The 21,007-nt window shown below is 54.7% G+C and carries 22 protein-coding genes and 1 riboswitch; of the genes, 21 read left to right on the forward strand and 1 reads right to left on the reverse strand.

The window, feature by feature from the left end:
* The 16 genes from BLW97_RS13160 (at position 1) to BLW97_RS13240 (ending at position 17,112) form a co-directional block, all read left to right on the forward strand.
* A complete protein-coding gene (locus BLW97_RS13160; RefSeq protein ID WP_010639333.1) occupies positions 1–1,464 on the forward strand; it encodes a proton-conducting transporter transmembrane domain-containing protein in 1,464 nt (487 codons plus the stop codon).
* Positions 1,461–2,954 (forward strand): hydrogenase large subunit, encoded by a 1,494-nt coding sequence (locus BLW97_RS13165; protein WP_024893082.1) that lies wholly within the window; start codon positions 1,461–1,463, stop codon positions 2,952–2,954. The genes BLW97_RS13160 and BLW97_RS13165 overlap by 4 nt, the downstream gene beginning before the upstream one ends.
* Positions 2,955–2,963: 9 nt before the next feature.
* Positions 2,964–3,755: an NADH-quinone oxidoreductase subunit B family protein gene (locus BLW97_RS13170; protein WP_010639337.1), complete on the forward strand. Its 792-nt coding sequence runs from the start codon at positions 2,964–2,966 to the stop codon at positions 3,753–3,755.
* Positions 3,745–5,709: a proton-conducting transporter transmembrane domain-containing protein gene (locus tag BLW97_RS13175; protein WP_075323385.1), complete on the forward strand. Its 1,965-nt coding sequence runs from the start codon at positions 3,745–3,747 to the stop codon at positions 5,707–5,709. The genes BLW97_RS13170 and BLW97_RS13175 overlap by 11 nt, the downstream gene beginning before the upstream one ends.
* 17 nt (positions 5,710–5,726) lie before the next feature.
* Positions 5,727–6,104 (forward strand): fluoride efflux transporter CrcB, encoded by a 378-nt coding sequence (crcB, locus tag BLW97_RS13180; protein WP_065974853.1) that lies wholly within the window; start codon positions 5,727–5,729, stop codon positions 6,102–6,104.
* Between the two features lie 14 nt (positions 6,105–6,118).
* Positions 6,119–6,436, forward strand: a complete 318-nt coding sequence (locus BLW97_RS13185; protein ID WP_031571589.1) for a DUF190 domain-containing protein — start codon at positions 6,119–6,121, stop codon at positions 6,434–6,436.
* Positions 6,433–6,819, forward strand: a complete 387-nt coding sequence (locus BLW97_RS13190; protein ID WP_065974852.1) for a HEAT repeat domain-containing protein — start codon at positions 6,433–6,435, stop codon at positions 6,817–6,819. Before BLW97_RS13185 ends, BLW97_RS13190 begins: the two co-directional genes overlap by 4 nt.
* A 68-nt stretch (positions 6,820–6,887) precedes the next feature.
* Positions 6,888–6,950: riboswitch (Fluoride riboswitch) on the forward strand.
* Between the two features lie 354 nt (positions 6,951–7,304).
* Positions 7,305–7,538 (forward strand): hypothetical protein, encoded by a 234-nt coding sequence (locus BLW97_RS13200; protein ID WP_010639347.1) that lies wholly within the window; start codon positions 7,305–7,307, stop codon positions 7,536–7,538.
* Positions 7,535–8,497, forward strand: coding sequence for a respiratory chain complex I subunit 1 family protein (locus BLW97_RS13205; RefSeq protein WP_075323386.1), 963 nt, complete (start codon positions 7,535–7,537; stop codon positions 8,495–8,497). Before BLW97_RS13200 ends, BLW97_RS13205 begins: the two co-directional genes overlap by 4 nt.
* Complete coding sequence (locus BLW97_RS19135; RefSeq protein ID WP_024893077.1) at positions 8,494–9,174, forward strand: hypothetical protein; 681 nt, start codon at positions 8,494–8,496, stop codon at positions 9,172–9,174. The genes BLW97_RS13205 and BLW97_RS19135 overlap by 4 nt, the downstream gene beginning before the upstream one ends.
* Positions 9,164–10,648, forward strand: a complete 1,485-nt coding sequence (locus tag BLW97_RS13215; protein ID WP_024893076.1) for a proton-conducting transporter transmembrane domain-containing protein — start codon at positions 9,164–9,166, stop codon at positions 10,646–10,648. The genes BLW97_RS19135 and BLW97_RS13215 overlap by 11 nt, the downstream gene beginning before the upstream one ends.
* Entirely contained in the window at positions 10,645–12,216 is a 1,572-nt protein-coding gene (locus tag BLW97_RS13220; RefSeq protein WP_075323387.1) for an NADH-quinone oxidoreductase subunit D-related protein, read from the forward strand. The genes BLW97_RS13215 and BLW97_RS13220 overlap by 4 nt, the downstream gene beginning before the upstream one ends.
* Positions 12,216–12,953 carry an NADH-quinone oxidoreductase subunit NuoB gene (gene nuoB / locus BLW97_RS13225; RefSeq protein WP_065974847.1) on the forward strand — a complete coding sequence of 246 codons (738 nt, stop codon included), beginning with the start codon at positions 12,216–12,218 and terminating at the stop codon, positions 12,951–12,953. Before BLW97_RS13220 ends, nuoB begins: the two co-directional genes overlap by 1 nt.
* Positions 12,953–15,067, forward strand: coding sequence for a proton-conducting transporter transmembrane domain-containing protein (locus BLW97_RS13230; protein ID WP_075323388.1), 2,115 nt, complete (start codon positions 12,953–12,955; stop codon positions 15,065–15,067). Before nuoB ends, BLW97_RS13230 begins: the two co-directional genes overlap by 1 nt.
* Positions 15,068–15,206: 139 nt before the next feature.
* Positions 15,207–16,460 carry an SAM-dependent methyltransferase gene (locus BLW97_RS13235; protein ID WP_075323389.1) on the forward strand — a complete coding sequence of 418 codons (1,254 nt, stop codon included), beginning with the start codon at positions 15,207–15,209 and terminating at the stop codon, positions 16,458–16,460.
* A 73-nt stretch (positions 16,461–16,533) separates the two neighbouring features.
* The gene (locus BLW97_RS13240) at positions 16,534–17,112 is read left to right on the forward strand and encodes a TMEM175 family protein (RefSeq protein WP_075323390.1); all 579 of its coding nucleotides are present in this window, start codon (positions 16,534–16,536) and stop codon (positions 17,110–17,112) included.
* A 3-nt stretch (positions 17,113–17,115) separates the two neighbouring features.
* Here the strand turns inward: BLW97_RS13240 and BLW97_RS13245 are convergent, their stop codons facing one another.
* Positions 17,116–17,982 carry a pirin family protein gene (locus BLW97_RS13245; protein WP_075323391.1) on the reverse strand — a complete coding sequence of 289 codons (867 nt, stop codon included), beginning with the start codon at positions 17,980–17,982 and terminating at the stop codon, positions 17,116–17,118.
* A gap of 116 nt (positions 17,983–18,098) precedes the next feature.
* Here BLW97_RS13245 and BLW97_RS13250 point away from each other — a divergent pair, with 116 nt between their 5' ends.
* The 5 genes from BLW97_RS13250 (at position 18,099) to BLW97_RS13270 (ending at position 20,975) form a co-directional block, all read left to right on the forward strand.
* Positions 18,099–19,016: a LysR family transcriptional regulator gene (locus BLW97_RS13250; RefSeq protein WP_075323392.1), complete on the forward strand. Its 918-nt coding sequence runs from the start codon at positions 18,099–18,101 to the stop codon at positions 19,014–19,016.
* 91 nt (positions 19,017–19,107) lie between these two features.
* Complete coding sequence (locus BLW97_RS13255; protein ID WP_010639367.1) at positions 19,108–19,476, forward strand: hypothetical protein; 369 nt, start codon at positions 19,108–19,110, stop codon at positions 19,474–19,476.
* Positions 19,477–19,567: 91 nt separating this feature from the next.
* Complete coding sequence (locus tag BLW97_RS13260) at positions 19,568–20,113, forward strand: Slp family lipoprotein (protein ID WP_024893069.1); 546 nt, start codon at positions 19,568–19,570, stop codon at positions 20,111–20,113.
* Between the two features lie 31 nt (positions 20,114–20,144).
* Complete coding sequence (locus tag BLW97_RS13265; RefSeq protein WP_075323393.1) at positions 20,145–20,552, forward strand: hypothetical protein; 408 nt, start codon at positions 20,145–20,147, stop codon at positions 20,550–20,552.
* Positions 20,553–20,630: 78 nt separating this feature from the next.
* Positions 20,631–20,975, forward strand: coding sequence for a hypothetical protein (locus tag BLW97_RS13270; protein WP_024893067.1), 345 nt, complete (start codon positions 20,631–20,633; stop codon positions 20,973–20,975).
* Positions 20,976–21,007: the final 32 nt, after the last annotated feature.

The following is a 21,007-nucleotide window of genomic DNA, read 5'->3' on the forward strand; positions in this document are numbered from 1 at the left end:
ATGGTGAATTTTGATGCACTGATTGCCGCACTCTGGATCATCCCCGCCGTCGCCATCATTCTGATGCTCGCCCTGCGTCGGCCGCATCTGGCCGAATATCTCAACCTGCTGACTTCCATAGCAGTTTTCGGCCTGACTCTAGCAATTCTCGTGGCCGTTCCCGATAAGGCTCTGGTCACCGGAGAGCAATACATTTTATTGACCCCTCTGGGGGCCTGGGTGCTGTTTTGCGTGGGCCTGGTTTATCTGCTGGCGTCCATTTACGCCATTGGCTACATGCGCCTGCTGCCCGAAGAAAAACCCCGACTGCACAAATACTATGCCCTGCAGGCGGGTTTTGCCTTGACCATGCTCATTGCGCCGTTGATGAACAATCCCGGTATTTTCTGGATTGCCATTGATTTCACGACCATTGTCAGCGCTTTTCTGGTGGGTTTCGAGAAAGAAGCCGAATGCATCGAAGCGGCCTGGAAGTATCTGATCGTCGTTTCTGCGGGGCTGGCCCTGGCCCTGTTGGGTATTATCCTTTTTTACTGGGGTGGCACCTTCGTGCTTGGCCCGACTTATGCGCTGACCTGGGCCAATCTCCGTGAAGTCGCCCCCAAGGTTCCCGAAACCCTTTTGTTTTTGGCTTTTCTCCTGACTCTAGTGGGTTTTGGCACCAAGGTGGGTCTCGCCCCCATGCATACCTGGCTACCTGATGCCCATAGCGAAGGCCCGGCCCCGGTGTCCGCCATGCTTTCCGGTGCTTTGCTCAACATTGCCCTGCTGGGGATTTATCGGTTTTTATCCATTGTCGACAGTGGCGGTTACAGCCTCATGGGGCACACTGCACTACTGGTACTGGGCGTAATATCCCTTTTTGTGGCAGGCCTGTTTATCGTTCGTCAGGATGGCGCCAAGCGCATGCTGGCCTATTCCTCCCTGGAACATATGGGGGTACTGGCCATTGGTTTCGGCTTTGGTGGCCCCATTGCCTTTGCCGGGGCCATGTATCACATGATCAACCACTCCATGAATAAATCCCTGATGTTTTTCGGGGCGGGCAACATGATGCGTGCTTACGGCACCAAGTCCATGAGTAAAATGCGTCAGGTACTGCGCTACTATCCGGTGACGGGCGCCCTCTGGTTACTGGGTGCTGTGGCTATTACCGGAGCCCCGCCCTTCGGCTTGTTTTTATCGGAGCTGACCATTTTGCGGGGTGGCATTCTCAGCCCCAACCCCTGGGCAGTCTGGGTGATGGCCATTCTGCTCATTCTCATATTTATTGCCTTCATGAATCATTTTCGGCGCATGATCTGGGGCCCGGAACCGGAACCCGATGAAGTGCCCACGCTCAAGTTATCCCTGTGGAATAGCCTACCCATGTGGCTGGCCCTGATTCCTGTGCTGGTACTGGGACTTTGGTGGCCCAGTGGCTTGTGGGGATTTTTCCAACAGGCCTTTATGGTGCAGCCATGAATATGCAAAGTCCCATGAATAATTGCAGCATTCGCTCTGTCACTGCGGGGCAGCTTGCAGCAGTCGCTCAGGAATGCCTGGATCAGCAGATGCGTTTCCTCATGGCCTGGCATGAATGGGAAGGGCAGCAATGCGTCGTGCGTTATTTGTTGAGCCAGAAGGACAATCCCGAATTTGTCCTGCTGGAATTACGCGGCACGGATACCATTCCTTCGCTCGCGGCGCTTGTTCCGCTCCTGGGCTGGTATGAGCGGGAAATGCAGGACCTGGGCGGTCTGCATTTTACCGGGCACCCCGAACCCTTCCCCCTGATTATTCACGAAGGTTTCAGCATCTCCCAGCCGCCACTCGGCATAAACGGCCGTTCAGGTCACCTGAGCGGCCTTTACCAGCCCCCCACCATGCCCGAAGTGCAGGGGGATCAGGTGCAGGATTTGTACTGGGGGCCGGTGCGTGCTGATGTGGTGGAAACCGCTGAATTTCACTATTCCTATATTGGTGAGGCCATTCTTCACTACCATCCGCGCTTGTTTTTCAAGCACCGGGGCATGGAAGCCCGTTTTGCCGGCCAGGACGCGCAGCGCAGTGTTTACCTGGCCGAGCGGGTTTCCGGAGTGGGCAGTGCCTGCCATGCTCTCGCCTATTGTCAGGCCGTTGAAAATGCCTGGGGCATTGAAGTCCCGCCCCGGGCGCAACTGCTGCGGGTGATAATCGTGGAACTGGAGCGTCTCTATAACCATTTCCACTATTTTGGACAGCTTTCCAAAACCACGACCCTCAAAGTCGGTGCCGCCACCGGCTTCCTGATGGAAGAAAAAGTCAAACAACTGGCCGGAGAATTAACGGGTTCCCGCTATTTGCGCAGCCTGCTGCGGGTGGGTGGGCTCCGCCGGGACTTGCAGGCCGAGCATTTGGCCCATGCCCTGGAGCCCATCATTGATGAAGGCGAGGCTTATCTGGATCGGTTGCAGCAAACGGCGACCCACCTGGATCGTCTGATGGGCACCGGCGTACTTTCGCAAAGTGCCGCTTTTGATCAGGGGGCTACAGGTCCCGTCGCCCGCGCTTCCGGGCTCGATCGTGATCTGCGCCGGGACCATCCTTATGCGGCTTACCACAAATTACGTTTCAACGTACCAGTGCGCCAGAAAGGTGATGCCATGGCCCGCAGTGATGTTCGTGGGGAAGCTCTGCGGGAAGCCATTGCCCTGCTGGTACAGGCTTCGGGTCGTCTCAAAGCCGGTCCTGTGCATGCGGAATTCGACGTGCCAGGCGGAGCACAGCAGGGCCTGGGCTGGGCCGAAACCCCGCGAGGCACGCTGATTTACGCCGTCCGCATTGAGGATGGACGCCTGCAACGAGTCAAGATCAAATCACCCTCGTTTTCCAACTGGCGGGTGTTTCCACTGACGGTACACGGTACCAACATGATGGATTACGCCATTAACGAAGCGAGCTTCGGCCTCACCATTGCCGGTTGCGACCGCTAGGAGAAAATCATGCCATTATGGACCTGGACAGGACTTAAAGCCGGTAAAGCCGCTACCCGCTGGCCCCAAAGTGGGCCCGATGGTCAGGAAGGGGTATTGGGAATGCCGCGCCTGGATATCGCGGCCTGCCGCAGCGGTTGTGATCTTTGTGTGGAGAGCTGCCCCACTCAGGCTATTCATCAGGTGGATGGCGAACCTGTGATTGATTATGGGCGTTGTATTGTCTGCCAGCGTTGCGTGGAGGAATGCCCGGAGGGGGCCATGCAAAGTTCCTACGACTGGGCTTTTGGCGTGCGTCAGCGCAGTGATCTCATTTGGTCAGCGGCACTGGAAAGTGCTGAGGCCGCAGACCTTCGCAAACGCATTGCGGCCAGCCAGCGCCGCAGTCTGCACATTCGCCATGTGGACGCCGGTTCCTGTAATGCCTGTGAGTCCGAAATCAGTGCGCTGGACAATCCCTTTTATAATTTGCACCGACTGGGCATTTTCTTTACGCCCTCACCGCGTTTTGCCGACCTGCTGATGGTCACGGGACCCGTAACCGCACCCATGCACGACGTACTGCTGGCCACCTGGGAAGCCATGCCCGAACCACGTAGTGTCATGGCTACCGGCACCTGTGCCGTCTCAGGCGCGCCCATGGATGAGGGTTATGCCGGTGGATCCGGACTGGAAGGCATTCTCCCGGTGGACATCTGGCTGCCGGGCTGTCCACCCAATCCGGCAGCACTCATTCATGCCCTGCTGCTTCTGGTAGAACGCATGCCGCAAAAAGTAACAGGAGGCCAATATGCTCAATAGTTTCCTGCTGGGCGCACTGCTTTTTGTTCTCGCCATTATTCTCGGTCTGCTGCGTCTGAGTTCCGGCGCACGGATTGCCCTCATTTTCGGCACCGTGGCGATACTGGTGGGCAGCGTCCTCAGTCTGCTAGCAGGATCTGGCCCTGACACTGGACAGCTTTGGTCCCTGGGACCCATTCCCGTGACCTGGCACCTGCAGGCGGCTGCCGCCTGGCTGGTCTTCTGGGGCGGGCTCGCCGCGTTGGCCGCCTTCCTTTCCCCCAGCCGCGCCAAAAATCCCGGCATCTGGATGTCCGGGGCAGGGCTGGCTTTACTGGGAAGTCTCGGCGTTGCCGGTTTACAGGAAGGGATCGCCTTTCTGATTGCCTGGGAATTTTTGAGTTTTGGCGGCGCCATCATGCTGCTTGCCGATGGGCTGCAGAATCGTGAAAAAAGCGGTCAATCCAATTTGTATATGCTGGCACTGCTCGAGATTGGCGCCGTAGCTTTGTTGCTGTGCCTGCTCTTACTGGGAGCCGAGAATACTGAATTCACTGCCTGGGCGGGATCCTGGGCAACTTATGGATCAGCGGCCTTTGGCATTGCCATTCTGTTCATCATTGGCTTCGGTGCCAAGCTGGGTATTTTGCCCTTCTACGAGTGGTATCCCGGTGCCTACAGTAGTGGCAGTGGCGCATCGGGGGCATTATTATCCGGCATCATCCTCAATGTGGCCTATTTTGCCCTGGGCCGGGCCATGCTTGACTGGTTACCCCGGAGCAGCGCCACCGGCACCGGTATTTTACTGGTTGCATTGGGCACCATCACCGCCATTCTGGCTATTTTATATGCCTTTCAGCAGGAAGACTGGCGCCGCCTGCTGGCTTTTTCCACGGCTGAAAACGCCGGATTAGCGGTCGTCGCGCTGGGCGCCGCCTCCCTGTTCCGGGCTGACGGTCTGAATATGCTCAGTACCCTGGCCTGGACCGTAGGTCTCATTCATCTGGGCGGTCACAGCCTGGCCAAAGGCAGCATGATGCTGAGTGCCGACCGGGTCGCCAGTGTGCGCGGCGATTACAACATAGCCCAGAGCCGGGTGCTGGCACTCGCGCCCTGGACCCTGGGCATCGGCGCACTGCTGGGCGCAATGAGTCTGGCCGCCATGCCGCCTACTGCCGGGTTTGCGGGAGAATGGTATTTATTTCAGACGGTCTTTCAGGATTTTCATCTGACCAGTTCTGCCGCCAGAGTCACCCTGGCTTTGGGTGGAGCGGGGTTGGCACTGACTGCCGCCATCGCCCTGGCCACCATGATCAAGGTCTTCGGTCTGGGTTTACTGGGTCGCGAGGAAAATCAACACCGCATTACCGGACGCTGGCCCATTCTCGCTTTAGGCCTGCTGGTTCTGGGGTATGCTGCAGCACTGCCCTGGACCCTCGGCTTTCTCGCCGACGATAACTGGCCCGCTGTTCCCGCCGCTCTGGCCAGCATGGTGAAAGGACCGATTCTGATTCCGCTGCGTTTTCATTTTGCGTTTATTTCACCTCCGCTGCTGCTGCTGATGGGACTGCTACTATCCCTGATTCCATTAGCCATGCTGGGCTGGAGTCATCTTCGTCAGGGGCGCAAACGGGTGCCGGTCTGGGGTCACGGATTACGCCAGATACCGGCCAATAATGCGGTCACGGCTTTGGCTTTTTCCAATGCTTTGCGTGAATTCTACAGCTTTGTCTACCGCCCCAGCACCAATACCCGGAAAAGCCACAGTGAAAGAAGTTATTTCGTTCGTGAACTGCATTTTGATTACAGTCAGGCCCCGGTATTCGGTCCCTGGTTATTCCGTCCTGTAGTGCGCTTTGTGCAAATCATGAGTGATCGCCTGGGACTGGCCTTACAAAATGGTTCACTGAACGCCTATCTGGCCTATATCGGAGTACTGCTCATCATTATTTTTGCGAGTGTTTTTTATATTTAATTAAGTAAGGAGTAACAATGTTTGCCACTTTCGGCTTCATCGCCGTATTTGCCGTTTTGGGTGCCTGGGCACGATATGGACAGACTCTGCTGGTACAAACGGTATTCGGACGGGGTTTTCCCTGGGCAACCCTGAGTATCAACGTCATGGGCTGCTTCATCATGGGTTTCCTTTTTTTTGAAACTCTCGAACGTATTTCTCTCAGTCCGGAATTACGTACAGGTATGCTTACCGGGGGCCTTGGCGCTTATACCACCTTCTCGACCTTCTCCCTGGAGACTCTGGTTCTTTTTGAAAACGGCGAAGCACTGAAAGGTTTGCTCTATATGTTTTCTTCACTGTTCCTGTGTGTGGCAGCGGCATTTGCCGGTGCCTGGGTATCCCGCAGTATTTAAGAGAGGTGAAAATCATGACCAGCGTTTCCGTAGTCCGTATTTACATCAAAGAAGGCGATAAACACGATGGCCACAATTTGATGGAGGAGATATTTCGTATGCTCCACGATCAGTACAAGGTGCATGGGGTCACCGCATTCCGGGGTATTGCCGGCTTTGGCAGCAAGGGCGTAGTTCATGCCGATGATGTATTGCGCCTGAATGTGCATCTGCCCTTGGTACTGGAGTTTTTCGACGAGCCGGAGACCGTCGATGCGGTCATGCCCCACCTGCTCGAACTGGTACCCGGCAATCACATTCTGCGCTGGGAAGCTGACTGCGGCTGCGCATGAATCATCATTACTGCCCGCTCTGCTTTGCTGAAATTCCGATCGGAGTAGAGAATTGTCCGGCTTGTGGGCGCAACATTGAGGCCTGGGAACGGCAAACCCCTTATTATGATCGTTTGATCTGGGCACTCAAAAATCCCCATTCGGAAGTAAGAATGGGGGCCATACTCAGTCTCGCCAATCAACAACATCCAGAGGCTGCCGGCCCTCTGGCTGAGTGTGCCCTGGATTATCCCGTTGATGTGGTTCAGGGCATGGCTATTCTCAATGCTATTGATCATTTGCCTGCAGGGCCTGAAAAAAACCGGGCACTCGAGAAGCTCAGTAAACATCCGGCCCATGCAGTACGTGTTTCGGCACAAGAAAAGCTTGACCGAATATCTTAAAAATATATAAAGAAACAGAAAATAAAACAGGGAGAAAACTTGACGGATTAACTGCATAATAATAAAATAATTGACATGGTGATGAAGTCCACCAAATAACCGCCATTGTGGCTGATGACTTCTACATGACTCCAAATATCATTTGGCATGTGGGAGGCAATTTGATTATTTTTAAATTAACAAAATTATCCATCCTAACAATTAAAACAACATATAGGGTTGCGGGGATCTGACTATGGGTCAAATCGTTGCGCTCAAACAATCCGTCGAAAGTCTCACCGACAGAGTCTTAAGAAAGACCGAAGAATATCCTAAAGTCGGAGTAGATCTCTGGATTTGCAATAATGGTACCGCCCATGTTATCCCTGCAATTCCCAAACTCCGGTTTCATAAAAAACCTCCGACTACTGGCTGTGAATTTATCGGACACTATCAGCATCCCTGTTCGTGGCACAATGTCATTGACGATATTGAATGGGTTCTTCATGGCCAGTGTCGCCACAGCGAGCAGTTTTGTAGGCGCTGCCATTCCCCTCAGCGTCGCGGTGTTGTTCCCACGCCTGATTTATCTCCCCCTGGTTGCTGCAAACATGACGCTGATGGGCGTTGGCCTCACTCTGGGGCTATGGGTGCAGGGGGCCCGCTGGAAATGGGCGCTGGGACTTATGGGAATCGGTGATATTCTGGCGTTGTTGGGCTACAAGGTAGGCTTGTCATGACTCCCATCTGGACGCACCTCGTCCTGAATCTCGGGCAGGTGGCTTTTATTTTAGTGTTTTCTCCTCTGGTAGAAGGTGTACTGCACCGTATCGAAGAAAATATTCAGGGTAAAAGCGGGGTCAGCATCTGGCAGACTTATCGCGACATCTGGAAACTGTTCGGCAAGGATGAAGTGGTTTCAGAACAATCCACCTGGGTATTTCGCTTCGCCCCGATTGTTGCTTTTGTGATGCCCATTTTCGTGGTTCTGCTGATTCCCGCTTTAACGGCTTATCCTCTGTTTTTTGCCTTCATGGGTGATATGGTGGCCGTAGGCTTCCTCATGGCTGTTTCCGGTTTTTTCATAGCCCTGGCAGGCATGGATACGGGCAATATATATGCTGCTGTAGGGGCCAGCCGAACGCATATGGTGGGTTTTCTGGCAGAACCGGTTTTTATCATGGTGTTTTTCAGTGTGTCCTATGTGGCCAACAGCACCATTCCTTACTTTGTGACTGCCACCTGGGGTGCTTCCTGGAGCAACATGCTGCAACCCACACACCTCATGGTCATTCTCGCTTTTTTCCTGTTGATTCTGGCTGATGAAGGACGCATTCCGGTAGACAGTCCAGCAGGAAAAGTGGAAATTGCCATGATTGGTCATTCCAAGGGACTGGAATATTCGGGAAGCAGCGCGGCCCTCATGAAATGGGGGGGTGCCAGCAAGCTCATGGTATTGGCCCTGATTTTTGTGAATGTGCTCGTCACGCCCTGGGGTCTGGCCGCCACAACCCAGTGGACCGCCGTGCTCTCTGCCATGGGACTGGTGCTCCTGAAATTGCTGGCTTTTGTGGTTATTCTGGCGCTGGTTGAAACTACCCTCGCCAAGTTAAGACTGTTCCGTATTTCTGAATTCCTGGCCGTAGCCTTTGTCATTTGTCTTTTTGCGGTCAGCATCCGCCTGGTAGGCATCACATGATGGCCCCGGTCAGCGCCATCATGCTGAGCATTGACGGCTCGATAGCGGCTCTTTTTGTGATATTCGGACTGGGAGTCATGGTGTCCCGGCAGATGCTGGCCTCCCTGCGCTTTTTCATGTGGCAAGCCAGCGCTCTGACCGCATCTGCTCTGGCACTGGCTTACGCCCTGCAAGCGGTCAACCTGCTCTGGGTGGCGCTGATCACCTTCACGACCAAAGTCATTGCCGTTCCATTGGTACTGCGCTGGGCAGCCGGCGAAGAGGTATATGGTCGCCGCGAAGTAGATCAGGCCATGGGAATACCCGCCTCGGTTCTGGTTGCCGCCATGCTCGCTCTGGTTGGCTGGTTTGCGGTAGCGCCAGTACTACCGACCCTGCATGGTGTGCCTTTTGCGGCCATCAATCTGCCGACCGGATTGATCATGGTGCTTTGGGGGGCCTTTACGGTCGCCGTGCGCCGGGAAAGTGTTGCGCAATTGATGGGTTTACTCATCATGGAAAACGGCGCCTTTTTTGGATCCATAGCCATTGTGCACAACCTGACGGTTATTGCCGAAATTGCAGCAGCCGTCGATGTGCCGATTGTCGCCCTGGTCATCGGTTTGCTCATTCGCAGTATTCGCCGGGTCACAGGGTCTACCCGGGTGGGTACACTGGATAAACTCCATGAACGCTGACTGGTTGCCCGTCCTTATTTTATTGGTGCCCCTGTCCGGCGCCCTGCTGGCGCTGCTCAATCGGCGGGCAGCACCTTACTTCAGTGTCCTTGCGGCTTTCATCACCCTGCTTTTAGGGATCAGCGCAGCCTGGCATGTCGAAGCCCAGGGTCCGATCCATGCCAGCGATGGCCTGTTTGCCCTGGACGCGTTGGGTGCCCTGTATTTACTCCCAGTCTGTTTTGTTTATTTCACGTCGTCCCTCTATGCCATAGGGTATTTATGGGCCAGAAAGCAAGAACAGGCCAGCGACGAAGCCGAACCACGCTATCGTCAATATTTTCCGTTGATGAATGTATTCGCTCTGGTGATTCTGGCCGTTCCACTGGTTGCCAACCTCGCATTGATGTGGATTGCCATTGAGTTAACCACGGTATTCTCTGCTTTTCTGGTAGCTTATGAGGATCGCGCGGAAGCGCTGGAAGCGGCCTGGAAATATGTCGCATTGACCAGCATGGGTGCCATGATTGCTTTACTCGGCGTCCTGATGCTGTACTACGGAACGCATGCAGCCGGCCAGGCACCCACCTGGAATGGCTTGCTGCGCGCCGCGCCGCATATGTCCGCCCCTCTCCTGCTCCTGGCTTTTGTCCTGTGGCTGATTGGTTTTGGCGCCAAAACGGGTCTGGTGCCCATGCACACCTGGCTCCCGGATGCGCACAGCCAGGCTCCCGCTTCTGTTTGTGCGGTTCTATCCGGAGTGGAAACCAGTGCTGCCCTGTATATGCTGCTCCGCATCTATCCAGCGCTGGCAGCAAATCCGGGTATTCATGACCCGGCCGCGTGGTATATGACTGCCGGTCTCATTACGGTGGGCAGCGCTGCATTCATGTTACTGCAGGTGCACGACTTCAAGAGAATGTTTGCCTATTCCACCATCGAACACATGGGCATCATCCTCACCGCCTGCGGAATTGGTGCCGCTGTGCATGAACAAGGAACAGTCTATCAGCTATTTGCCCATGGTTTTACCAAGTCCTTCTGCTTTTTTGCAGCGGGTTTGGCGGGGATTATTTTTGGAACCCAGGAAATTGCCAAAGTAAGGGGTTTGATCAGTCGTTCTCCCGCTGCAGGCTGGGCCTTGGTGCTCGGTACTCTGGCCATTGCCGGCGCGCCACCCTTTGCCCTCTTTTTGTCGGAATTCGAAATTCTCTATACGGGTTACAGCAGTGGTCAGTATCTGCCAACCGGCCTGTTAACCGCATTTATTGTTATCGCTTTTATTGCCCTTGCCTATCAGGCTACGCGGATTGCTTTTGGTGCCCCGGACAATATCCCGGAACAACACACCGCGCCGACCATCAAGATTCCGCGCAGCAGTCTGGCGGCCATGGCCATAGCCTTCATTCCGATGTTTGTTTTTGGCTTTTATCTCCCGGCACCCTTGCTCCATCTGGTGCATGAAGCGGCGCTCATGCTGGAGGTCCCCGCATGAGCATTCCAAAGACACTGCAGGAATGGCTGCAGAGTATTCCCAACGTGCAGATGCAGAAGCGTTCCGAACAATGGCTGCAGTTGCTTTGTTCTGCAGAACAGCTACCGGCACTGACCCGCCATCTGATGGAAGAGGAAGAGGCTGAATTTGCCACCCTTCTGGTTGAAGAAAGTGCAGATGCACTGAGCGTGCATTATCTTTTTTATCTGCCCGCCACCGGCAATCTGATTGAGCTCAAAGTAGAGGCTCCGGCGGGCACAGAATTACCGGCTATCAGTGATACGGTGCATGCCGCTGACTGGCATGAACGGGAGGCCTGGGATTTATATGGCCTGCGTTTCAGCGGGCATCCCTTTCTGGGCGATTTTGTCTTGCATGATGATGACTGGCCGGAAGGCCTCGATCCCATGCGCCGAAGTTTTGACGGAAAACATCGTCCCGATCTGCATGGCTCTGGAGCGGACTGGGCACCCCCCCGTCTTTTGCAGGAAGAAGGGGCCATGGTCTTTCCCGTCGGTCCCGTCTGGGGAGATTTCAACGAATCCGGCCTTTGGCTGCTGGAAACCCCCGGTGAACAGATTCGCTACTTACATACCCGCCTGTTTTACAAATATCGCGGTGTCGAAAAAATCGCCGAAGGTCGCACGGTGGATCAGGGCTTGCTCCTGGCTGAACGCTTTGCCGGCGCTTCCGCCTTCGCGCATGCTTGGGCTTACTGTCAGGCGCTGGAGCAGATCGCTGCCTGTCAGGTACCCACCCGCGCCCAACAATTGAGAATCGTGTTTGCAGAACTGGAACGTATCCGTCACCACGCTGCGAATATTGCGGAAATTGCCGGGTCCACGGCACTGTCTGTAGCCAAGGCACTAGCCCAGGGAATTGTCGAAGACTTGCTGCGCCTCAGTGCCCGACTCTGCGGACATCGTTATTTTTTTGGGGTATTGACGCCCGGCGGTCTTCGGGAAGACCTGGATGAAAGCAAGATCAAACTGCTCAGACAAACGCTGCCAGAACTGGACCAACGCATGCAGCAGCTGGAAAAACATCTGGAAGGCAGTTCCAGCTTTCTCGACCGCATCGAGGAAATGGGGACCCTGAGTAATGAATTGGCGCGGATATATGGCGTAGTCGGCCCCATTGCCCGGGCTTCCGGCAGAAGCATTGATTTGCGCCGCCATTTGCCTTACGGCCAATACTTATTCCTGTCACCGGATGTTCCTGTAGAACAGGAAGGCGATGGCTACGCGAGACTGCGCATATTTTTTGCCGAAAGCCGGATCAGTGTAAAAATCATTCTGGAGTTGCTGCCTTTTATGGCAGAAGGGCCCGTGCAAAGCCCTTGCCCGATTCAGGAAGGCCATGCCCTATCCTGGGTGGAAGCGCCTTCCGGTGCCACCTTTCACTGGCTACGCTGCACCGGGGACGGCACGATCACCCGCCTGCGCCTTGGCACTCCGGGTTTTCGCAACTGGCATGCTTTTGAAAGAGCCATTGAAGGGGCGGCATTTCAGGATTTTCCCATCATTCTGGCCACCTGGGGCCTGTCCATTGCGGAGAACGATCGCTGATGAGCTTTTGGCCATATTATGGATTGCAACGGGGAATCACCACGACCGCTTGGCCGGATGGTGCGGAAGACAGCGCCGGCATTACGCCGGGGCGCCCCCGCGCCGGACAGACTGAGCATGCTGAGGAAATTGCTGCAGCTTGCCCCACCCGGGCACTGAAAGCTGTTAGTCAGGAGGGGAGGGATGGCGTCGCCGTCGATTTTACCCACTGTATTCATTGCCAACGCTGCCGCCAGGGCGATAATGCCCTGCCGTGGAGCACAGATTTCAGTTGGGGGGCTCCCAGCGCTTCTGCCCAGCCTGCTCTGGGATCACGCTTTACGCGCTCTCTTCAGGTGCTGTACGTAGATGCCGGGGCCTGCGGAGCCTGTGTCAATGAAGTCCGCCTGATTGATGCGCCTCCCTACAACCTCCATCGCCTCGGTATTTTCGTGACCGCAACACCCCGCGATGCCGATGTCCTGCTGGTTGCCGGTCCGATTACCGACGCCATGCGCACGGCCATCAGCAAGGCTTACGCGGCCATGCCTGAACCCAAACGGGTCATGGGCATGGGGACCTGCGCCATCAATGGCGGGGTATTTGGTGAAAGCTTTGCCTGTGCAGGCGGACTGGAAAAAATTGTCCCGGTGGATTTGTGGTTGCCTGGCTGCCCGCCACCGCCTCTCGCCATTATTCATGGCTTACTCAGCCTGGTCGGGCGCGTGGCACCTGCCGCTCTGGAGGAACAGCCCTGATGCTTTACATCATTGCTTACCTGCTTTTTGCCGCTGGTCCATTACTGGCGCTGATTCCTGGCCGCCGGATTCCGGCCCTGCTGGCCTGGTTGCTGATGACCAGCGCCTGCGTGCTGGCGGGTATCCAGGGCGTCATGGCCATTGCCGCAGGGCAGAGCCTGCCACTGATCACCCTCAGCCTGCCCATCATCGGCCCGTTTGATTTTGTGCAAACGCCACTGGGGGGGCTGCTCATACTCATCACCTCCAGTGTTTTTGCCGTTGCCATTCCCTTTGTGACGCGCGATGCCAACCTGTATTCAGCGGCACGACGTGGTCTTTTTCTGGCCATCGCCATGCTGACCTTAGCCAGCATGATCGGTTTTTTCCTGGCCGGCAGTATTGTTGCGTTCATTTTTTGCTGGGAACTGGCTGCACTGGCTATTTGGGGTCTCATCACCTTTGAAACCCGGCAAAGCAAACCGGTGGCAGCAGGACTGCTCACCCTCGCGCTTTCTGAATTGGGTAGTCTGGCCGGTCTGGTGAGCCTGCTGCTGCTCGCCTCTGCCGCAGGCACTCCACAACTGAGCGGAATTGACCATGCGGTTCCGGAAATGTCTCCCACCTTATTGATGGTCGCGGGATTATTGGCATTTTTCGGATTTGGCATGAAAGCCGGCATCATTCCCCTCAATGTCTGGTTACCTGCAGCCCATGGTACCGCACCGCGCTCCACCTCACCCATTCTCTCCGGTGCAACGCTCAATCTGGGACTGTATGCTTTTTTGCGCATTGACGCCCCCATCGCGCTGCATCAACCACATCTCGGCCTGATTATTCTCAGCAGCGGCGCGCTCACTGCACTCATCGGCATTATCTATGCGCTCGTTGAAAAAGACATGAAACGTCTGCTGGCGCAGAGTTCGGTGGAAAATATGGGAATTGCTACCGCTGGTATTGGCGCCGGCCTGACCTTCGCCGCCTATGGGCATCCCCTGCTCGGCGGGGCCAGCATGGTGGCAGGTCTCTATCACATGATTAATCATTCCACCTTCAAGACCCTGCTGTTTCTGGGCGCGGGTGGCATTGACGCCAGCACCGGCACGCATAACCTGGATGAACTGGGTGGGCTGATGAAACGCCTGCCGGCTCTGGGCAGCTTTTTTCTTGTCGGTGCTTTTGCCATTGCCGCACTCCCGCCTTTTAACGGTTTTGTCAGCGAATGGTTATTGCTGGAATCCCTGCTACGCGTCGTCGAAATACCGGATATACCCGTGCGCATCACTTTCGCGCTCTCCGGGGCCCTGCTGGCACTGACCTCCGGGCTCGCCCTGACCTGCTTTATCATGCTCCCCGGTAGTGCCTTGATGGGGCTGCCGCGCTCCCCCCAGGCTGCCAATGCCAAAAAAGCGCCTCTCACCGTCGTGCTGCCCATGGGATTGTTGGCACTGCTGGCTTTGCTGCTGGGGCTGGCAGCCACCCTGGTCATCCCGGTCTTGTCCAGATTGGCGGCCACCCTGCTGGGGACGAATCCCACGGCTTCTCTGGTCCCTGATTTCTTCCATATTCCCAGTCAGGTTCCCATGGCTGTCCGCCATGCCCTGGACCCCATCGGGGCCAACCTGGGCGCAGCATTTCTGCCCTTGCGCAGTCTGGTCGTGATGCATCTTGATCAAACCTCTGCCCCTGTGGTCTACGCCATGTCCACCTTACTCACTTTTGTGGTACTGGTATTGATGCTCGGCAGCGTGTGGATTCTGGTACGCGTAATACGCCAGCGCCGGGTCACCCGAAATACTTTGTGGGATGCCGGACTGACCCGCCTGCGTCCGGAAATGACCTACACCGCCACCACCTTTGCTGCACCGGTACGCGTGGTGTTTCAGGGATTTTTTCACCCCTTGATCGAAGAAAACGAAGAACACCACGGCGCCTTTGTGCTGACCCGCAGTTATCATCAGGTCATTACCAATATCTCCGAACGCCTGGTCATCCAGCCCAGCATTCGCGTGGCCCTGTACATCGCGAGTCGCCTCGCCAGAATGCATAAAGGACACGTAAATACCTATGCCAGCTACATCCTGATCGCCATGGTTGTGGTGCTGGTCATTGTTGCCGGTGCAGGAAGCCGTTAAATGGGGTGCATTCCGTCGCCCGAATTCGCACCGTGTGCAAAATGGACGGAAATTGATTGTTCTATAATCAAGTCAGAGGGGTTTCGATCCCGGGAGAAGACTTGTAACTATTTCACTTGCTAATTAAAGGAGTTGTTACGTGAAAGACTTGCGAACCACCTTTCTGGATCATGTCAAAAAAGGCCTCAATGGCAAGGCGCTGCCCTTACGGGTCATTTTTTGGGATGGTCACGAATATGCTTTCGATGAACCCACACTGGTCACCATGCAGCTCAAATCAGCGAGCGTCATTACCCAGCTCCTCACCGGCAGCGCTCTGGATGTACTGGGCGAAGGCTATGTGGAAGGCACTATCGGCATTGAAGGACGCTACCAGGACATTCTTGCTGTTGCCGAAGGTCTCAGCGACGCATTTCCGGCCAAAAAACCCAAAACCGGCATTCTCCACAAGGCCTTACACAGCAAAGCCAAGGACAGGGAAGCCATTCACTATCATTACGATGTTTCCAATGACTTCTACAGGCTTTGGCTGGATCGCAACATGGTGTACTCCTGTGGCTATTTCAAAACCGGCAAAGAAGATATTGATGTTGCCCAGGAGCAGAAACTGGATCACATCTGCCGCAAACTCCATCTGCAGCCAGGTGAAAAACTCCTGGATATTGGCTGTGGCTGGGGCGGCCTGCTGACCTGGGCCGCCAAACACTATGGCATTCAGGGGGTGGGCGTTACCCTCAGTGAAGAACAGTTTGCCTTTGCCAAAGAGCGCATTGAAAAGGAAGGCCTCGCCGATCGGGTAGAAATTCGTCTGCAGGACTACCGCGATATTCCCGAACGCGATTATTTTGACAAGGTGTCATCCGTGGGCATGTTCGAGCACGTGGGTCGGGCCAAGTTACCCGAGTATTTTGAGGTCATCAACCGGGTACTCAAGGAAGGCGGTTGGGTCATGAATCATGGCATTACCGCCAGCCAGCAGGACGATGAGGCGGGGCATCATTCCGGCAGCGATTTCATGGATAAATACGTGTTTCCCGATGGTGAAATTCCTCACCTCTGGCGCCTCGTCCGGGATATGGCCGGACAGAATCTTGAGGTGATTGATGTCGAAAATCTGCGTCCACACTATGCCCAGACTTTGATTCATTGGGTAGACCGCCTGGAAGCTCATAAGGATGAAGCTACAGCCATGGTTGGAGACAAGCGCTATCGGATCTGGGCCATTTATATGGCAGGTTGCGCTTATGCCTTCTGGCGCAACTGGTCGGCATTGCATCAGGTGCTGGCTATCAAGCAGACCGGGGAGGAACTCACTCCGCGCCCCTGGGAACGGCGCTATCAATATGAAAATGATCAATACCGTCTGGCTGAACCGGATTGGGGGGATTTGTAAGCCCGAAATATTCCCTGACAGAATAATCATGCTTAATATGCCCTGACTAACTACAGGCAGTCAGGGAGGAAGCATGGGCAGAAACCGTTTGGAAGCCTTCAGTGATGGTGTCATTGCCATCATCATCACCATCATGGTCATCGAAATGAAGGTCCCTCACGGGGAAAATATGGCAGCACTGTTACCCGTGCTGCCCGTATTTCTCAGCTACATAATGAGCTTTATTTACGTCGGTATTTACTGGAACAACCATCACAACATGCTGCAAGCCAGTGGGAAAATCACCGGCAGCATTCTCTGGGCCAATTTGCATCTGCTGTTCTGGTTATCACTTTTTCCCTTCGTCACCAGTTGGATGGGTGAAAACCATTTCGCCACAGCACCTACAGAATTATACGGCGTGGTCCTTTTCATGGCTGCCATTGCCTATTTCATCCTTCAGCAACGCATTATCGCAGCCGGAGCACCGACCTTGCGGCGCGCCATTGGTCGGGACTGGAAAGGAAAAGTCTCACCCATCTTCTATTTCATAGGCATCATTTCGGCCCAATGGTCACCCACAGGAGCCAAACTTATTTATCTGGGACTCGCTTTTTTATGGTTGATTCCAGATCGCCGCATCGAAAACCTGCTTATCGATAGCAAAGAATGATATTCATTGTTCCATCTGCCCGAAACGGCCACTTCTGAAATCTGCAATGGCCTGTTGAATTTCCGCTTCCGTGTTCATGACAAATGGACCGTATCCGACAATAGGCTCATCCAGCGGTTCGCCACTGAGCAGCAAAAGCAGCACATCACTGTGGGCTTCGATGGAAAAATCCTGAGCCGCAGCATCCAGCACCAGCATCTGCGCGGCCCGTAGCACATTTTCACCGTTCACCGTCAATTCTCCTTGCAACAGCACCAGCGCCACATTCCATCCTTCAGGCAAGGTCCATTGACTGCGCCCCCCGGCCTGCAGACGAATATCCCAGACCTGTAGCGGTGAAAAAGTATGGGCCGGGCCTTTTTCTCCAGCATATTCACCCGCAATCACCCGTAATGATCCAGCCTGTTCCGGCAAACTCACTTGGGGAATATCTTCATCCACAATGGCCTGATAAGCAGGCGTCGTCATTTTGTTTCGCGCCGGAAGATTCACCCAGAGCTGCACCATCTCCAGCTCGCCCCCAGCTGCCGTAAATGCTGGCGAATGGAACTCCTCATGCAAAATCCCTGAGCCCGCAGTCATCCATTGCACATCACCGGGGCCAATTATTCCACCACGACCGGTTGAATCCTTGTGGGCGACCTCGCCCTTATACACAATGGTGACCGTCTCAAAACCCCGATGGGGATGGGTACCTACGCCACGCGGCTGTTTACTGGGAGTAAAATGCATAGGCCCGGCATGATCCAGCAGCAGAAAAGGACTCAACATTTTGCCGTGTTGATGATAAGAAAGCAGCGAACTGACCGGAAAGCCATCTCCGACCCAATGGGAAGGCGGTGCATCATAAATATCCAATATTTTTTTCATGCTGATCTCCTTGAAAAGCGTCCATACTGGCTACGCTGTTAATATAGATATTGATCCAAAACATGAGTAGTGGCTAAATTCGCTTATCAGAGTCTCATATATAGGACAATGCATCCATGGAAGACCTGAACGACCTCTATTATTACGTCCAGGCAGTAGAACATGGGGGTTTCGCTCCGGCGGCACGTGCCATCAACCTGCCGAAATCCAAACTCAGCCGTCGCGTCGCCGGGCTGGAAGAGCGCCTGGGTGTGCGCCTGATCCAACGCTCTACGCGCCATTTCACCGTGACGGAAATCGGGCAAATCTACTATACCCACTGTAAGGCCATGCTGGTGGAAGCCGAAGGGGCTCAAGAGGCCATTGATTCCGTCAAGGCGGAACCCGCCGGCGTATTGCGGCTCACCTGTCCGGTAGCCCTGCTGCATTTGCAGGTCAGCACCATGCTCGCGGATTTCATGGCGCAGTATCCTCGGGTCACCTTACTGCTCGAAGCCAGCAACCGGCGGGTAGATTTACTGGGTGAAGGTGTGGATGTCGCCATCCGGGTCAGGCCACCGCCATTGCCTGATAGTGAACTCATCCAGCGTATTCTGGCCGAGCGCAGTCAATGCCTGGTGGTCAGCCCCACCCTGGGGCTTCAGGCAAGACGCATCCAGCAACCCGACGATCTGGTAAAATTACCGAGCATGGGTCTGGGAAGCCTCCAGCAAAATCATCATTGGGAGTTGTTCGGACCGCAAAATGCCGTCGTCATCCGGACGCATCAGCCCCGCTTCGTCACTACGGACATGATTGCCCTGCGGGATGCAGCCATAGCCGGGGCGGGAGTTGTCCAGCTGCCGCTACTGATGGTGCGCGAAGCTTTGACGACAGGCACTTTGATGCGCATATTGCCAGCGTGGGTCCCACATCCGGAGCTTATCCACGCCGTATTTCCTTCGCGACGGGGGCTGCTCCCTGCCGTACGCGCCCTGATAGATTTTCTCGCAGCGCGTTTTGCCGAACTGCAGGAAGACAGTCCACATTTTTAGTCGACGCGATTGCAATTGGAGCCAACTTTTGGCTCGGGATATGGTCAGATGGGTTATACTGTTCAGGAACAATCCACATGGAGGTGTTGTCATGCCCATGGTCAATATCATGAGTATCATTGGGGTCATCATTGCACTGGGCATCCTTGCCTTTCTGGTCCTGGCACTGGTTTATCTGATTTCACCGCAAAAACTGGACGGCTTTCTGCGCGGAATCGGCGTTCATCGCGGCATCGGCGTATTCACCGCTAAAAATGTGTTTATGGTGTTGTCACGACTTGCCGGAGTCATGATTCTCCTCGGTGTGCTGACCATTGCCATGGTTTTGTTTCAGTCCTGGCCCAGAGGTTGGCTGATCCCGGCTGCGCAGGAACTGGTCATGGCCGTCATTCTGTTTGTTGTGAGCTACTGGGGGAGTCGAAGCAAAAGCACCGGCGGTAGACCGGGAACTTCCCGTTAAGCTAAAATTCAAGAGCTTGGGCAGGCTTGGAACCAGTCCGAGGTTATTTCGTTCAATATGCGGGTCAGTCTCATTTTTGCGGAGCAAAATCATGACGAAACAACGCCTGGCTTTCTGGACCACCCTGATCAGTGCCGCCTGCCTTTCCGGTTGCGCCACGGTCACCCCGGTCAGCGGTACTTTCCCAAACATCACCCCTGTCGCCGCACAAAGCGGCAATTTCAATGGTCATCAAGTTCGCTGGGGTGGCAAAATCATTGAAACCCGACCCGAAACGCAGCAAACCTGCTTTACCGTACTGGGTGAACCCCTGCGCAATGATGGCAGACCCCGGTCGGAAGAAGGTGAGGCGCATATTGGTCGCTTTGTGGCCTGCGCACCCGGTTTTTATGATCCCATGCTTTATCGTCCCGACCGTGAGGTCACTTTTATCGGAATGATTACCGGCACTGAGCACCATGATGTAGGTCAGTTCAGTTATACTTATCCCAAACTGGCAGCGAATACCGTGTATTTGTGGCCTATAGAACCGCCCCGTGCACAGGTGGAGCAACAGGTTTTTGTCGGCACCGGCTTTGGTTTCTTTCCTGGTTGGTACGGACCCGGTTGGGGATATTGGCCTCGGGGTCGCTGGTAAGCCTCTTCTTTGTAACATAAAGGAAAACAGGATGCTGAAAAGAGCTTTACTGATAGTGTTGTGCAGCAGCTCGCCGTTTATCTTTCAAAGTGCATGGGCGGCCAGCTCCGGCGACTGCAGCATTTCGGCGCCTGATCACAGCCAGAAACAATTTGATCGCCTGATGACAGCCCTGGTTCACAAGGATTTCAACCTATGGACAGAAAATGCAGATACCCAGTTCACGACAGCAGCCTCAGCGCAAAGCTTTAAGGAAATGGCTGCCCGGCTTGATGAAAAATTGGACCTGCAAAAACACTGGACGGCGAATTATGTGACCAACCTGAACGAAGGAAAATACCGGAGCGGAATATGGCGCCTGACCATGGCCAACGGTCAGCAGGTTCTGATTCAGATTACCTTTATTCACCAAAAAGTTGCAGGATTTCATGTGCTGTGAGAGATTGCTCTTAGTCAAACTGCGGGTGGGCGTCACCATGGCCTGCTCCCTAAAAACCCACTTTGCTGAGGATTTGTCATGAAAAAAACCTATGTTTCTGTTGCGCTCGGTTCCGCTTTTGCTTTGTCCATGGCGGCATTGCCGGCAACCGCCATTGCCGCTACCACGGGCACGGCAACTCTGCAGCCAGTTGCCATGATGGGCAGTAGCGCCAAAAATGAAGGAAATTGCTCGCAGATGATGGGCAAGGGTCAACAGGAAGGCAATTGCTCAAAATATATGAACAAGATGGCCCCCAAAACTGCAAATAACGCCAAGGCGAAGGAGGCAAATTGCGTCAGCAAATCTGCTATCAAGGCCCATGACGGAAAATGCGGCAAAAAAACCATGGAAAAAATGCACATGCCGATCACGCATTCCTGATTGTAGTGCCTCCGTCGTTTATGAAGCCCACG

Origin of the sequence: Acidithiobacillus albertensis (assembly GCF_001931655.1) — a bacterium.
In the GTDB taxonomy this organism is placed as follows: domain Bacteria; phylum Pseudomonadota; class Gammaproteobacteria; order Acidithiobacillales; family Acidithiobacillaceae; genus Acidithiobacillus; species Acidithiobacillus thiooxidans.